The sequence below is a fragment of the Aminobacter sp. MDW-2 genome (assembly GCF_014250155.1).
GTDB classification, from domain to species: Bacteria; Pseudomonadota; Alphaproteobacteria; order Rhizobiales; family Rhizobiaceae; genus Aminobacter; species Aminobacter ciceronei.
This window is the reverse complement of the sequence record NZ_CP060197.1, coordinates 1,312,697-1,328,380: the sequence shown is the minus strand read 5'-3', so window position 1 is coordinate 1,328,380 and position 15,684 is coordinate 1,312,697. Positions and strand designations below refer to the sequence as shown.

The window sequence follows — 15,684 nt, the reverse complement described above, 5'->3', positions numbered from 1 at the left end:
AGGCGTGTTGTGATTCCCTCGGTCCGTTCGCAGCGGATGGGGGGCCGATGGGGAATACGCCTGGATTCTTCGGCATCGATGACCGTCTTCAGCGGCTGAGCGATCTGGGCGATCAGCTCGAAGCCTATCGGCGGATGTGGACTTCGAGGCGTTCCGACCTGTTCTGGAAAAGGCGCTTACCTGTACGCGCGGGCGGCACGGTGGCCGACCGCCGTACGATCCTGTGATGATGCTGAAGGCGTTGGTGAGCCAGACGGCGAACAATCTGACGGACGAGCGCACCGAGTTCCTGATCAACGACCGGCTGTCGTTCGTGCGGTTCCTGAGCCTAGGGCTTTCGGACAGGGTTCCCGACGCGCGCACGATCTGGCGTTTCGCGAAAGACTGACGAAGGCCGACGCGATCCAAGCCTTGTTCTAACGCTTCGATGCGATGCTAGCCTTGGCGCTTACCCTGAACGCCCTCTGAGGGTAAGAACGATGCCTAGTGTCAACGACCGGCCCCTGGTCAATATCGCGGGGCAAGCGGCGCATACCGACATCATCGAAAAAGGCGCTCGGCACAGTTCGGCGGTCGGCATAAACCGCCAAGATGAACGACATCGATCCTTCGCCTGGCTCACAGAACGCTTGAGCGTATCGCCGACCCCTAGCCGTACCGCGATCTCGGCCAACCCCTGCCCTGGCATCATCACGCCGACTGAACGGCCACGGCTGTGCGCTTCGAGCAGATCATCCCCCAGAGCGAGCGGCACGTGCCGGCCGGCGAGAAGTTGGTCAGCCTGTTCGAGCCTCACGCCGATATCATCGTCAAAGGCACCCGCGACGTCGACTACGGCCACAAGCTCAACCTGCCACCGGCAGGAGCGGCATGATCCTCGATCTGGTGGTCGGAGCGAGCAACCCGGCCGACAGCGGGCGATTACTGCCGATGCTGGAGCGCCACGTCGCCTTCTATGGTCAGGCACCGCATCAGGCGGCGGCCGACGGCGGCTTTGCTAGTCGCGGCAATCTGAGCTAGGCCAAGGCCTGGGGCGTGCGCGACATGGCTATCTACAAGAAGGTGGGACTCAGGATCGAAGACATGGTCAAGAGCCAATGGGTCTATCGCAAGCTGCGGAACTTCCGCGCCGGCATCGAGGCCAACATCTCATGACTGAAGCGCGCCCATGGCTTGGTGCGCTGCACGTGGCGCGGGCTCGACCACTTCAAAACCTATGTCTAGTCCTCCGTCCTACAATCTCGCCCTCTTCACCCGCCTCTGACGCAACGGCCAATTCGGCAGGCCGCCGAACGACATGCTAACTGTTCGCATGGCTCGAATTGTGAGGGTTCACCTGCAGCGCCTGTTCCGCCAATGCTGCCGCGGCTAGCAAGGAGGCTTTGGTCATTTCGCAGTATCTGACGACTGCGCGATATTCACCAGGACGCGCGCTTCGGGATCGTCGGGGGGGGGCTCCATGTCACGTAGCTTCCAGCTGGTCAGCAGCAGTTGTCCCGAACGGAAAGCTCGATCGACTGGGCAATCCTGATCTTGGGCCTAAAGTCGACGTGCCCTCACCGCAAAGACCCAGTACAAGATGCTTCTTATCCGCCGCATATGCCGGTAGACATCTCTCGAGTTCATCCGTCTTTTCTCCTTTTTTTGCCTTGTCTCGGCCAGATTTTTGGTCTTGCCCGATGCAGGCTTGGCGTTACGAATAAGAGTGATATATTTGGCCGCACGACCATCGCGGCTATGCAATGCCGGATTGCATGTCGCCGGAGCCAAAGTCTTCATGACGTCAATCGATGATTTCGCCCGTGACCTCGATTGGAATTTGCTGAAGATATTCCACGAGATCGTGCAGGCCGGTGGAGTAACAAAGGCAACGGACCGTATTCTTCTGAAGCAATCCGCCATAAGCCTCGCACTCCAGCGTCTCGAAGGGCGGATCGGGACTGTCCTTTGCAGGCGTGGTTCGGCAGGTTTCGAGCTGACGGCTGAAGGGATATTATTGGCTGAACTCTGCGCTCCAATGATGCGTGCGGTTCGCGAAATTCCAAGCCTTGCCAGTGAAGCGTCGAGCGAAATCCATGGGAATCTGTCGATTGGGCTGATTAGCAACTTCGTCAGTGGAACCTTGGACATGGCGATAGCCCTCTTTCACACCAGGTTTCCGAACGTGGAGCTTGTTGTCTCGACGATGGCCTCGGCTCACGTAGCGGGCTCCGTCATGCGCAGTGAGATCGACATCGGGGTGGCTCCTTCCAGAATCATGCGTCCGGAACTCAGATACCGTTTTCTTTCGAATGAGCTTCACCGGCCGTATTGCGGAATTCATCATCGGCTGTTCGGTGAAAAGTTCGACGACCCGCTGGCTCTCGCGGATGAGCGTTTCATACTTACTGGCAGCGATGAGCCCGATGAATTGCGCGCGTTTCGGTTGCAATACGGGCTCGGCCAAAAAATATCTGCCGTCAGCGAACATCTCGAGGAGGCAAGGCGGTTTGCACTTCTCGGAATAGGGCTTTGCTTCTTGCCCGAGAGCTATGCGTCGGCGGATGAAGCAAATCGAAGATTGTGGCCTTTGCTTCCACGTCAAATGGCTCCATCCGTCGGCGTTTATGTCATTGACAAGCCGAGTTTCCCGGAGCTTGCACGACGCGACAGGCTCCGTGAGGATTTTATCGCCTGCCTCAGTTAACGGCGTCGACATTTTGATCGCCGTCCGTCAGTCGCCTGCCAGGCGGCGCGGTAGGAAATCACCGAGAGAAGTCGAATTGGCATTTTTATCAACTCGCACGGGCCGTGCGGTGCACTGGCGTCGAAGAACAGACTATCCCCCGGTTTCATCCGGTAGAGGTTGCTGTCGTGCCGATAGAGTATCTCGCCTTCGAGCATGTAGAGCAGTTCCAGACCGTCATGATGGAACACAGGCAGTTCATCCAAAGGCTGCGAGAGGCTTACCAGATAGGGTTCGACCACCACACCGGCTGTGTTGGAGCCAGAACCAAGCAGATCATAGTGGTGGCCAGCTCGGGTGCCACGCCGTTCGACATTCAGCCCTTGGCCGGCCTTGACGAAGACAGCATTGTAGTTTTCTTCGTAGCGTCGAAACAAGGCCGTCGGCGACACTCCAAGCGCGGACGACAGTGCCTGCAGCGTATCGAGCGAAGGCGAAATACTGCCATGCTCCACTTTTGAAAGCATGCCGATCGATATGCCTGCTGCTGACGCCAATTCGGTGGCACTCAGGCCGTAACGGATACGGATCGAGCGGATCTCACGACCAATAGCAGCCTGCAGGCGCTCGCCTTCATCGATATGATTTTTGCCAGCGTCATGGCGGTCGACGAAGGCGTTCGTATGCTCAAATGAGAGCTGCTCGGGTAACATGTCGGCCGACTGCTCCACGGAACCGGATAGGCCAGTCATCCAAGACTCCTTCGCAAAGCGCCAGTTTGGCAAACGAAAAGACGGTGTTTGCGGTCAAGAGGCGCCCCAATGGGACGCCTCTTAGTTGGGGTCAGAGGATGCCGGAGAGAATGGCCACCCCAGCGAGCGCACCGACGCCGCCTACACATCTAACAATGGATGCGCCTCTCATTTTGGTGGCGCGGTCGAGCAGAAGGCCGCCAACAAGGCCCAGCGTGTGCAGCAATGCTGTGGCGGCCATGAAACCAGCGGCATAGGTCAGACCTCCGGCGCTTTCTGGCATCTCCGCACCATGGGCATAGCCATGGAAAATTGCGAAGAAGCCAACCAACCCCATTGCTGCAGCAACCGGTACACTGAGACCAAAGGCGACTATCGCTCCAAGCACGACAATTGAGGCTGCGATTCCCAGTTCGACGAAGGGCAGGCCTGCGCCGGCAAAACCGGCCCAGCCGCCGAGGGCCATGACGCCAACAAAGCTGGCGGGAACGAGCCAGAGCGCCCGACCGCCGAGCTGTGCCGCAAGGACTCCAACCAACGTCATCGCCAATACGTGGTCGAGACCAGCCAGTGGATGGGCAAAACCGCCGGAAAAGCCATGAACGTCACCGTGTCCTGGGTGAGCCATCGCCAAAGTGGGGAAAGTAACGACTGCTGCAGTCAGCAGCGTGCGAATGCTGAATTTAGACATGAACCACCTGCACTTCCGTTCGAATTATCGATGTGGTCTTGAGAAAAAGGCTGCAAGCGACGCCATGCTCAGCCGACCCGCGCCTTGTCGCGATGGCCAAGTTTGCCGTTCGCGATCAGCGTGCCCAAAGTGTCGAGAACAACTCTGCAGGCAAGTTGGGCTGTATTATCATTGACGTCATAGGGCGGCGAAACTTCAACCACCTCCATCCCGCACAGTCCCTCGGCCGCGATCGTCCGAATTATCTCGAAGGCTTCGCGAGGCATCAAACCACCCGGCTCCGGCGAGCCTGTTCCGGGCGCAAAGCCTGGGTCAATCGAGTCGATATCGAAGGAGAGATATACCGCCTTACACCCTTCCCAAGCCATCTCAAGGGCCATTTCGGCCACCTTTTTGGCTCCGTGCTTCTCCAGGTCGAACATCGTCATGACACTGGTGCCACGCCTCTGGGCGACCGCGCTGCCTGGACGGTTCCCGTACCATCCCCCGATGCCGAGCTGGACCAGGTTCTTGGGATGACAATTTGGCAAGCCAACATCATGCATGTGGCTATGATCGCGGTGTGATATCTCGCGCCCCTCATGTGTAGTCCAGAACCAGGGCGTGGTGTGCATCCGCTCATCCATATCCTTCTCCTGGATATCGATATGCCGGTCGATGTGAATGATGCCGACATTGCCGTCGATGTGCGGAGCGATCCCGCGGACATTGGGGAAGCCGAGGCTGTGATCGCCTCCGCAGATGATCGGGAAGACGCCAGACGTATAGATGTGCGATACGGCCTTGGTGACTTGATCGAAAGTCTTTTCGATGTTGCCAGGAATGACAAAGATGTCGCCGGCATCGCAGAGGTCCAACTCCTCGTAGATGTCAACGCCGCCATCGAACCAGTAACCGTCATAGAGAGCGGAGATCCTCCGAACGGCCTGGGGCCCAAACCGGGTGCCTGGTCGATAAGTGGTCGCAGAATCGAACGGCGCGCCGACGAATGCGGCTTCGTATTGACCAATCTTGCGGATGTCCTCGCAATAGGGGACTTTCATGAAAGTATTGATGCCGGCGAAGGCAGGCTGGTGGCCGCGGCTGAACAGCGAGATGCTGCGGTCGACCACTGACGATGCCGCCTCCAGACCCAACTCAAGCGACCGGGCAGTCTCCTCCTCCTGCTTCTTTTGAGAGATGCGCGAAAGTCGATCAAGTGCCTGCCTGCCATCCGTCGAGTTTCTTATTTCCTCGGCATGAGAGTGGCTATGGTCGCCGCTGTGGTGATGATCGTGAGGTCCATTTCCCATTGCTTATTCCTAGGTTTGATAGATCGTTCCAACGGGTCTTTGTTGAAATCACACCCGAGTTATTCGATATGTCGGATACTCACTGCACAAGACCCAATTGCCAAACCATCTAATTATTGTGTAGCAACTCGGAAGGTCTACTCAAGAAATTATCCAATAAGTAGACCTCATCAAGGATGATATTTTCAGACTACTATTAGATCAACACCCTACTTTTCAATGAGCAACATTGATCAGGTCAATCCGCAACCACATGCCTAGGCACCGGACAGCTGACGTAAAGCATCGACCCCACCGAGAGCAGGTCCCGGCGGGGTCGACAGCTTCTCTAGCAAGCGGCTTCGATGGCGCTGCTATTGAAACACTTACATTTGATAGGTGGCGAGCAGATGCCCGATGTAGATCGTCAAACCACCAGTGACGAGAACGACATAGGGCAAATTCCCCGCGCGTTTTTTCATCGGCACGTCGCCCTCCATCAGGTCTGCTTGCATCCACTCAGGAAATTTTCCGCGATCGGTCACGTAATGACGGAACAGGAAGATCGGGATAATGCCGGCAGTGATCGCAAGGCTAGCGAGCAAGGCTCGTTCGCCCCAGAAGTCAGCCCCCCATCCCATGATCAGCAGGTTGATATAACCACAGATCCCGCCAACCCAAAGCAGCCAGTTGGGACAGCGATACGGCCTCGGGGCTTCTGGCCTATCTATCCGATGCAGCCACCCGGCCTGTAGGTTGAGGAACACGAAGATCATGTAGGTAGTGTTGGCGAGCACAATGAGGAACACATAGTCCGACAACATGAGCAGGAAAGCATTGAAGATCAGATCGGTCCACATGGCGGCGACGGGTGCGCCATGGCTATTGAGCCTGGACAGATATTTCGGCAGCCAGCCGTCATGCGAACCTTGATAGAGTGTGCGCGATGACCCTGCCATTGCAGTCATGATGACCAAGCAAACCGACAGGATTAGCATCGTCATGATGATATTGGCCAGCACGGGGCCGGCCCCCACCATCTGCGCCATCACTCGACCAACGCCGGTGCCGTCATAGATGCCAGGGTCGAGCATTCCGTCCAGGCCGAGATAGCCTTGGAACGCGATCGGCACGACAGTGTAGAACAGGATGCACAGCAATCCAGAATAGACCAGCGCACGCACTGTATCATATCCGGGATTCTTGAACTCGCGGACATAACACACCGCCGTTTCAAACGGATAGGTGGACCAGGCAGCCAGCAGCAGGCCCGCTGCGAACGTTGTATAGCCAACCATGTTCCAAGTGCCGGCAGCAGGCTGTCCCAACGCATCCTGAGTGAGGGGAACAAAAGGCAAAAAATTGCTCGAATGCACATCGCCTGTGAAGAGCGGAACAATGCCGATAAGGAAGAGCGGCACCAGCACTGCCACGGCTACCGCCATCTGCACCTTTGCGGCGTTCAGGACACCACGATGCTGGATCGCAAACACCGTCAGCATCAAAAGCATGCCAAGCAGGAAAGTCGAGTTGATGCGCAGGTGAAGGCCCGATTTGATATAGCTCAGGTCCAGCAGCGTGATCGACCAAGTGCGTATCGCGGCGTCAGCCGGAAACAGCATCTGCAAAACATAGCCGGCCGCGAGGCCCGATCCGACTGCCAAGACAGGAGACCAGGAGAACCAATTGGTCCAGACCGAAATCGGTCCAAGCATCTTGCCGTACCGCACCCATGCCATGGCGCCATAGACCGACGCGCCGCCCGACTTGTTCGGAAACAGGCCCGATATCTCCGCGTAGGTGAAGCATTGGATGAAGCCAATAAACATAGAAACAATCCACACCAGCGGAGAAATGTTGCCCATAGCCGAGGCAACAGCGCCGATGGAAAAGAGCACGAGGACGGGGGTTCCCGCCGCGAACCAGAAGGCGTGCGTCCAATCGAGTGTACGCTGAAGGGAATATGATGGCGCTTCATGTGTGGCTATGAGCGCCGGCGTTCCGGGCATTGAGAATTCCTGCGTTCCGGCTTCCATGCGGGTTCTCCTCCATTATGAGTCATTGATGACCCTGCTTTTTGCCTATTGAGAACACATGGAGGGCGCCGAGAAACCTACCGCGCAGCTATTTTGTACATTGACGACACCAATGTTCGCCGACCGACGGCTCGTGCCGTCGCACTAAAAATTTATGCTAATATATTTGAATATTTCTAGATTCTCTTCGATAAGAGACATATCGTTGAATTAAACAACTATTGAATAATATCGCTCGTAACTTCTACAAACTTCTCAATGAACGCATCTCTGGCGGCTCGCTTCTGTGAATGAATGTTGCTGATGAGGTATATATCGCACGATAGGTCCTCGGTCCGACCCAACAATGGCCAAAGCAGACCATCGTCAACATCGGCAGCGACAAACTGCTCGGGAAGGATGCACACTCCAACGCCTGCAACGGTCAGACGCCTTGCTTCCTCAAGATTTGGAGTTCTCGCCGTTACCTTTTGTCCCAGGCGATGTCTAAGACGGAAACTTGTAAGTGAATCTGGCTCATCGGAGCCAGTCAGGATGAACGCTTCATCACTGAGAGTAATCGGGTCTGGCAACTCATTAAAAAGACGATGCTGTCTTCCACAGTATATCCTATGATACTCCCGCGCCAGGAAATCATATCTGAGATCGCTATGCCTATACAATATTGGTGATATGCCAATATCATAGTCATTATTTACCACACATTTTGTTATATCGCCCCAGGTCAATACGTCAAGTTTTATTAAAACGTCAGGATATTCAGAGTTGTATTTTATAAAAATTCCGTCCATTACACTGCTTGCAAAATTACTAATGATAGCAACATCAAGTTTTCCAGAGATATTGCATCTCGAGTTGTCGATCGCATATTGGGACTGCTCTATACCTTCATGAATATGCTTTACACAATCATACAAGATTCTCCCCTCATCAGTGAGTTCAAATCCTGCGCGTCCCCGCTGGCACAGCCTGCTGCCGACGACAGCTTCGAGACGTTTCAGAGCCAGGCTGATGGTGGATTGTTTCTGCCATCCAACATTGGCAGCAGCGGTGATGCCATTAGCCTCGACTATGTCATAGAATGTCTTTAGTAGGTTCCAGTCGAGCCGCTGGCTGAATTGCTGCATTCGGCGTTTAAGATCGTCATTTGGCATCTGCGACCACTTCCTGACTGCGATATTCTTCCAAGGCGCCGTGCTGCGCGCTGCTTTTTGCGAGCCAATCAATTAATCCCGAAGAAGCGTATCATAACTCACCTCACCAGCGGCATGATTGGGAACGCAATTTCCCTCAACTCCGATCGCCCTCTAGGTCACATACCCATAAACGGGATTCCCATTTGGCATCGGTTGTGATTCCCTTCCTGCAATCAGCGGGAGGTGATCATGGCGCGTTTCGATCTGTCGGATTTCGAGTGGTCGGTGATCCAGCCTCTGCTTCCGACGAAGGTGCGCGGGGTGCCGCGCGCCGATGACCGCAAGGTGCTGAACGGCATCTTCTGGCGGCTTCGCACGGGTGCTCCCTGGGCCGACATTCCGACGCGCTACGGTCCGCACACGACCTGCGTCAACCGCTTCAACCGATGGCGCAGGGCTGGCCACTGGGCGCGCATTCTCGAAGCTGTATCAGCCGCTTACGATGGTGACGTGCAGATGATCGACTCGTCTTCGATCCGGGTCCACCAGCACGCCGCCAACGGTCAAAAAAAGACGAGCGATCCCGTTGCATGGGTCGCTCGCGCGGCGGCCTGACCATCAAGATTCATGCGCTCGTCGATGCCGAGGGCCGTCCGATCCGCCTCAAGCTGACCGAGGGCCAGGCGCATGACGGACGCTCGGCCGCCGACATGTTCGAAACGCTGGAGGCCGGACACATCTTGCTGGCTGACCGCGCCTATGACGGCGATGCGCTCCGCGCCGCAATGGCCGAGCGGGGCGCATGGGCCAACATCCGCGTCATGCCGAACCGCGTCAAAATCTTCCCATTCAGCGCGTGGGTCTACCGCCAGCGCAACGAGGTCGAACGGTTCTTCAACAAACTCAAACACTTCAGGGCCGTCGCCACCCGCTACGACAAGCGCGACGACAACTTCCTCGCTTCCGTCCAGCTTGCTTCAATCCGCATCTGGTTGCGTAGTTATGAGTCGGTCACCTAGCTCTATATCCGCAAGCGTAGCGAAGTCGAACCGGCGGTTCCGGCCGCGTTTGCCGACGCCACACTCGCTCGGCAGCGCGCCTTCGCGCGCAATGGAGTCTGGATCGCTGCGAAGCGCACGGGGGTATCGTATCGAGACACCGTAGCGCTCCCATCCGTCGACGGTAGACGTAATGATCGTCGCACTAGCGCCATCGAGATGACATTTTGGACGTGGCCGATCGGGCCATGTCGGCCAGGGGCAACTCGGTCAGGAATGATGTCGAGGTATTAGCCGCCAACCATCCTTTCGGCATAGGCGCTGGAAGTTCCCGGGACCGACAGCAGGACCGCTTCGGTCTGGCGGGTGACTTTTCCATGTCCGAGAGATCGGTGCGGTATACTTTGACGCCTCCTGGAGTAGACAGCATGTCGATGCGGGCGTGGATCGGCATGGTCCGTGCGTTTTAAACGCCAAAAAGTGCCTGTGTTCATTGAGTCCGAATCACGAATTGGTATCGCACCGAAATCGGGCGTCGCTGCCCAGCCCGCTGTTTTGTTTGTCTATGCCTGTGGCTAGCCACTCATGGCATGGGTTGTTGGGTGGACAGACCAGGAACGCGACATTCATGGCCCAGAATGTTCTAGCCTCAAGGGTCATACCGTATCCTTCGTGCCAATGCTGACGCTCGGCGTGCCCGACAGCGGCACCCACCGCCGTGATGCTCGGAGCGCTGCCCTGTCCGCAGCTCTTTGCCGAACGCCCCGAAATCGTCGGCGGCCTGAACGGATCGGTAGTGGAACCGTCCCTATCGAATTGCGGGAAGGGGCCCAACAGCTCAACCATAAAGGGGACGATGTCGACCCGGTATTTCCGACACTCAAGGATCAGGAGAAGGCGAGAGACATCATCACCAACGGGTGGGACGATATCGTTGGTGTCAAGGTGCAGTGCCTACTCCCTGAGGAGTACCTTGGCCCTATGTCCTTCAACAGTAGCATGGCTTGCGAAGCGCCGATTCCTCAGTAGTCAGCTTTGGATGGTCCACCTGCTACGTGGGCGGCAGGCAAGCGAGAAATTGGCTCCTGTGGCCATTGTCACTGCTGGGAGGTCTACGGTTGAAGCGACGGCAGTCGATTGGCAGTTGTATAACTCGAATTGGCCAACCATTTGACGTACGTGCTGGGTGAAAACCCCTTTCAAGGGGTTGCTGTGTGCAGGCGATCGCCTATGCGAATCACCTCCCGCACGAGAAGATCCAGATCCTCCTGCCGTGTACGGTGGTTGGCGATCGCGGCACGCAGGCAATGCTCGCCGTGGACGGTCGTGTCGGACACGACGGCGATGCCTTTTTCCTGTAGCTGTAGCATGATCTCGACGTTGATGTCCTTTCGCCGGGGCGCATCGGCATCGTGCGGCCGGTAGCGGAAGCACACGATGTTGACAATGGTCGGCGCGACCAGTTCCAGCTTCGGCTCGGCTTCGATCCTTTGTGCGAGATGGCGAGCCTGCGCGATAGCTTGGTCTATCAGCCGCCCGAATTTCGCGGCGCCATGTTCCTTCAGCGCCATCCATATCTTTAGGGCCCGGAAACCGCGCGAGGTCTGCAAGCCGTAGTCGGAAAGCCAGCCGCCCGCCGCCAAGCCGCGCGGCGCTGTTTCGAGATACTCGGCCGTCGTCGCGAAGGCGCCGCGGTGTGCGGCCGCATCGCGGACCAGCGCACATCCCGCTTCGAACGGAGCATGCAGCAGCTTGTGCGGGTCCAGAGCTATGGAATCGGCACGTTCGATGCCGCGGACCAGATACCGGTTTTCCGGCGCAATCGCGATGAGTGCGCCGACACAGCCGTCCACATGAAGCCAGAGCCCTTCGCGCGCTGCAAGGTCGGCGAGCGCAGGAAGGTCGTCGATCGCGCCCGTATTGACCGTGCCCGCATTCGCGATGATGCAGGCGGGACGGATGCCCCGCGCGCGATCCTCCGCGATCGCTGCTTCAAGCTCCGCTATGTCCAATCGGAGCGCTGCGTCGGTGCCGACGCGCATCAATGCACCGTTGCCGAGGCCGAGCGCCTCCACGGCCTTTCGGTGGCACGAATGTATCTGATCCGACCCGTAGAAGCGCAGCGGCTGCGGCATGGCCGCGACGCCATGCTCGCGAACGTCCACTCCGGCCTTGACGTTGCGCGCAACGGTCAGCCCGATCAGGTTCGCCATCGAGCCGCCGCTGACGAGCGTGCCGCTGGCCTCCGCCGGAAAGCCCAGCATCTCCTTGCACCAGTTGACGACCTGCCTATCGATGAGGGCTGCGGCATGGTTGCCGCCGCCGACGTTGGAGCCCTGGATCGCGGCCAGGAAATCGCCGAGCGCGCCGGTGAAATTGCTGGAGCCCATGTACCAAGCCCAGAACCGCGGGTGGATATTGCCCATAGGATAGGCCATCACGGCGTCGACGACCGTACGATAGACCTCGTCGAGCGGCGTAGCGCCGGTCGGCAGGGGGGTGCGGAAGATGTCCCGCACGTCCGCGGGCATGGCCTGCCAGACCGGCCGGTCGCGCACGTCGCGGAGATGGCCGATCGCATCGTCGACGACACGATGCAACAGGGTGGCGACCTCCGACCAGTCGGAAGGATCGAGTGTTTCTTCCTTCGGCATCCGGTCCATTGCCCGCGTCCCTTACGCCACAGCCTGGAACTGGGAGCCGGACGTGAAAGCGCCAGCTCTTCCTCGCTCATCTCGGCCTCGATACCGTCGAAGAGCAGTGTCATCATATGACATTCGCCCGTGTCGAGGTGTCAAGGTCGCGTTGCCAAGTTCAGCGGTCCATTCGGTTATTCTTGGCAGCTTGCGACGATGCAGGAAGAAGTCTCGTATGACGAGCTTGCACCTAGGCCTGCCGCTAAAGTGGCTGTGCATCGCGCCTGAGAAAACCGGCACGCGCCGGCTCAACAGCCGGCGCGTGCCGCAGATTGCCTAAGTTTTGCGATAGATCGGCCCACCTGAAATCTAAGGGGAATTTGTGTCGCAAAAATCCAATGCGAAAGTCGGAGATTTGCGACCGACTTTTGCGGCAATCAGGGCTTTCCGTATGCGGCGACCCTACCGCTTGCCTCGATCCTTGCCAGATCAAGGTTCCCAATCTTGCCAGCGTCGCGCATCGCATCCGGGGGGGATAGGAGTGGCCACACGACCGCCGATCAGGGAAAGGTCACAAGGTCACAGGGGGTTCCGTGTTTGCGAACCTCGCATTCCCTGCCGCCGCTTGATACGTTCCCTGTTCCAACGCCTAGGGAAATTCGGTGTAAGCCACTGAACTGTCGCGGCATTTTGCGGCGTCCGATCACGGAAGCAGGTGAAATCGGGCGAATTTCCCTGAATATTGGCTGCTATCAGGGAACCTGGATGCTGAGACCCTTTCGCGCGAGACTGCGCACACCACCAGCGGAATTCACCAAAATCCCGTCCTCAGGAGGCGAGGTGCTCGCCTGCCCCCCGCTGCGTCTCTTCGTTGCCATAGATCGAACGTCCAAGTTCGCCTATGCGCAATTGCACGAGACGGCGGGCAAGATGTTGATGGTCCAGTTCCTTCAGGATCTGATTGCGGCCGTGCCCTATGCCATCCACATCGTTCTAACCGACAACGGCATCCAGTTCACCAATCGGACCTGCGATCAGCACGCCCCTCAGCACGTCTTCGATGACATTTGCGACAAGCATGGCATCAAGCACCGGCTCACAAAGATCAACCATCCTTGGACCAATGGCCGGGTCAAGCGGATGAACCGAACCATCAAGGAGGCAACCGTCAAGCGCTTCCATTATGACGACCACGATCAACTGCGTCGGCACCTCGCCGACTTCATCTCAGCCTACACCTTCGCGCGCAGGCTCAAGACCCACAAGGGCCTCACACCCTATGAGTTCATCTGCAAAATCTGGGAAAAGGAGCCAAAACGGTTTCCGGTTAATCCAACCCATCAAATGCCGGGACTAAACACATAGCTGCTGCGCAAAGCCCATCAGCAGGGCCGGAGTGAGTTCGACGTCCGCTGGCGCACTGGCCGACAAAAAAAGGTTCCATCCACCAGCCTCTTCAGGGCCAACACGGCATCCATGCTCGTTCGCGGCACCGCTGCTCAGAAGGAAGAACGAAGGGATAAGCCGGAAGACGCCCTTCGGTGATGCCCATAGCCCTCCGAGCAAGCGCTGCGCGGGCGGATCGCCATGCAATCTTAGTAGGGAGCTACCTGAACTAAGTTGCTGCTGCGCCCGACACCAACTTGTTGAATGTCGAGAAGAACTCCGCCGCTAGCTTCTTCGATGTGGAGACGATCAGCCGGCTGCCCAATTGTGCTACCTTGCCGCCGACGTCAGCGCTTGCCTTGTAGGTCAGCAGCGTCACGCCTGGACCATCTTCGGTCAACGTGACGTCCGCACCGCCTTTGGCAAAACCCGCGATACCGCCCTTACCTTCACCGGAGATCGTGTAGAACTTCGGTGCATCGATGTTGGACAGCGTCACCTCGCCGGCGAAGCTCGCCTTGATAGGCCCGATCTTCAGTACGACTGTCGCCTTCATGCGATCGTCTGATGTCTTCTCCAGCGCTTCGCAGCCAGGAATCGATGCCTTCAGCATCTCGGGATCGTTGAGGCCTCGCCACACCGTGGCTATCGGTGCGGGAATGCGCTCTTCGCCTTCAATAATGAGGGACATGTCGGCTCCTTTTCGATGATTTGGATAGAGACGGCAACAAACGGTCACCGCACCTCGCCGAAGGAATGTATGCAATACAAATTACATTGTCTACAACATAAATGAGAATGCCTACATGCAGTGAAAGCAGCGTCGCCTCTAGTGCGGCCAACCTGCTTCCGAGACCGTATCAAGGGCACTGGCGTCATCCCATTTCGCCAAGACGGCGCGAGACGTACATTCCTGTATTCGAAGGTGATGCTGCCAAAGCAAATCAGTTGATGCCGATACCAAGCTGTATGACAAAAATGGGGAAGAACCGCAGGAAGCCAGCGATCCTCCCCCATTTGCCCTCGCTCTCGTGTGGTCCGCTTGACCGCATATCGCTAACTAGTAGCCTCTGGCTGGCTTCGTGAGATGCAGCGGCTTGCTCCCTGCCGCCACGCGGCGGATGCTTTCGGCCACATCGCGCGCGGCCGCCTCCGGCACAGTAATACTCGCCAGGTGCGGCGTAACCAGAACATTCTCCATCGCCCAGAACGGGTGATGCTTCGGAAGCGGCTCGGTCCAGAATACATCGAGCGTAGCACCACCAATCTGCCCGGACTGGAGAGCAGCGACCAGAGCCGGCTCATCGACAACCAAACCGCGCGAGGCATTGATGAACTTAGCGCCTCTTGGCAAGGCGTCGAAAACGGCCTTGCCGATCAGATGGCGGGTCGAGCCGGTAAGGGGCAACATGTTGACCAGAATTTCGACCTCGGCCAGGAATGAAGCCATCTCCGCGCCGGAGTAGCAGGTAACCCCTGATATCTGTTTCTCTGCCTGATCCCAGCCTCTCACGTCGAAGCCCGCGTCAGCCAGCGCGGAAGCGACAGCGGCACCGAGATGCCCAAGCCCGAGCACGCCAACCTTGATGCGGTGTAAGGCCCGTGGGTGAATGTAGCGCCATTCGCCGAGGCGCTTTGCGGTTTCGAACTCATGAAAATCGCGGGCGTAACGGATAACAGAAAACAGCACATAGCTTCGCATGAGCGCCATCATCCCCGAATCCGAAAGCCGCGAGATCGGCACATCGGGCAGGTCTGAGCGCTCGGCAAGGGAGTCGATGCCAGCGCCGAGATTGATGACGAGCGACAGGTTGTTGAATGGCTCGAAGAACCCGGGAAACGGTTGCCAAGCCAGAACAGTGCGGATTTCGTCTGGGTTGCCGACATCCGGATAGATGCGGAAATCCAGCGACGGTAGCTCGGCTTTGAGGACTCGCGCCCATTCCACCGGGTCGTCGAACTCCGAATAGAACAGAAGCGCGCCCAAGTCCTGCCCCGCTTTGGAATCGGTCGATTGGACGATTGTAGATGCGGACATGAGTTCACCAGTCTTTGCTGATGCCAAGGCTCACGTTCCCGCAAGCGGGCACGGCAGCCTGGCGTTTCGAGGAGA

General features: G+C 57.6%; 10 protein-coding genes and 4 pseudogenes. 5 read left to right on the top strand and 9 right to left on the bottom strand.

What is annotated here, in order from left to right:
* Positions 1 to 47: 47 nt before the first annotated feature.
* From H5P29_RS32440 to H5P29_RS06440, 3 genes and pseudogenes are all read left to right on the top strand, one after another.
* Positions 48 to 417: pseudogene (locus H5P29_RS32440) on the top strand (transposase); the annotation flags it as partial.
* 307 nt (positions 418 to 724) lie between these two features.
* Positions 725 to 1,264 (top strand): annotated as a pseudogene (locus H5P29_RS06445) (ISNCY family transposase); the annotation flags it as partial.
* A 513-nt stretch (positions 1,265 to 1,777) separates the two neighbouring features.
* On the top strand, positions 1,778 to 2,686 hold the full coding sequence (locus H5P29_RS06440) for a LysR family transcriptional regulator (protein ID WP_154387362.1): 909 nt from the start codon (positions 1,778 to 1,780) through the stop codon (positions 2,684 to 2,686).
* Here H5P29_RS06440 and H5P29_RS06435 read toward each other — a convergent pair.
* From H5P29_RS06435 to H5P29_RS06415, 5 genes are all read right to left on the bottom strand, one after another.
* Positions 2,683 to 3,417, bottom strand: a complete 735-nt coding sequence (locus H5P29_RS06435; RefSeq protein ID WP_182576234.1) for a helix-turn-helix transcriptional regulator — start codon at positions 3,415 to 3,417, stop codon at positions 2,683 to 2,685. The genes H5P29_RS06440 and H5P29_RS06435 overlap by 4 nt on opposite strands.
* A gap of 91 nt (positions 3,418 to 3,508) precedes the next feature.
* Positions 3,509 to 4,108, bottom strand: coding sequence for a HupE/UreJ family protein (locus H5P29_RS06430; protein ID WP_154387363.1), 600 nt, complete (start codon positions 4,106 to 4,108; stop codon positions 3,509 to 3,511).
* A 68-nt stretch (positions 4,109 to 4,176) separates the two neighbouring features.
* Entirely contained in the window at positions 4,177 to 5,400 is a 1,224-nt protein-coding gene (locus tag H5P29_RS06425) for an agmatinase family protein (RefSeq protein ID WP_108606004.1), read from the bottom strand.
* Positions 5,401 to 5,765: 365 nt separating this feature from the next.
* Positions 5,766 to 7,388, bottom strand: a complete 1,623-nt coding sequence (locus tag H5P29_RS06420) for an APC family permease (protein WP_210252544.1) — start codon at positions 7,386 to 7,388, stop codon at positions 5,766 to 5,768.
* Positions 7,389 to 7,633: 245 nt separating this feature from the next.
* Positions 7,634 to 8,569, bottom strand: a complete 936-nt coding sequence (locus tag H5P29_RS06415) for a LysR family transcriptional regulator (protein ID WP_154387365.1) — start codon at positions 8,567 to 8,569, stop codon at positions 7,634 to 7,636.
* Positions 8,570 to 8,800: 231 nt separating this feature from the next.
* On the opposite strand from H5P29_RS06415, the gene H5P29_RS06410 reads away from it, so the two are divergent.
* Positions 8,801 to 9,570 (top strand): IS5 family transposase gene (locus tag H5P29_RS06410; RefSeq protein WP_154387366.1). Its coding sequence is split into 2 segments (ribosomal slippage): positions 8,801 to 9,112 and positions 9,115 to 9,570, totalling 768 coding nucleotides; the frame shifts between segments, so codons are not numbered across the junction.
* 81 nt (positions 9,571 to 9,651) lie between these two features.
* Here H5P29_RS06410 and H5P29_RS32435 read toward each other — a convergent pair.
* Together H5P29_RS32435 and H5P29_RS06405 are read right to left on the bottom strand one after the other, a co-directional pair.
* Positions 9,652 to 10,015, bottom strand: a pseudogene (locus H5P29_RS32435) (CusA/CzcA family heavy metal efflux RND transporter); the annotation flags it as partial.
* Positions 10,016 to 10,748: 733 nt separating this feature from the next.
* Positions 10,749 to 12,212, bottom strand: coding sequence for an aspartate aminotransferase family protein (locus H5P29_RS06405; protein WP_154387367.1), 1,464 nt, complete (start codon positions 12,210 to 12,212; stop codon positions 10,749 to 10,751).
* Between the two features lie 831 nt (positions 12,213 to 13,043).
* Here H5P29_RS06405 and H5P29_RS06400 point away from each other — a divergent pair.
* Positions 13,044 to 13,550, top strand: a pseudogene (locus tag H5P29_RS06400) (DDE-type integrase/transposase/recombinase); the annotation flags it as partial.
* Positions 13,551 to 13,800: 250 nt separating this feature from the next.
* Here H5P29_RS06400 and H5P29_RS06395 read toward each other — a convergent pair.
* Positions 13,801 to 14,262, bottom strand: coding sequence for a carbon monoxide dehydrogenase subunit G (locus H5P29_RS06395; RefSeq protein ID WP_067956337.1), 462 nt, complete (start codon positions 14,260 to 14,262; stop codon positions 13,801 to 13,803).
* A 369-nt stretch (positions 14,263 to 14,631) separates the two neighbouring features.
* A complete protein-coding gene (locus H5P29_RS06390; RefSeq protein WP_246670921.1) occupies positions 14,632 to 15,636 on the bottom strand; it encodes a glyoxylate/hydroxypyruvate reductase A in 1,005 nt (334 codons plus the stop codon).
* Between the last annotated feature and the right edge of the window lie 48 nt (positions 15,637 to 15,684).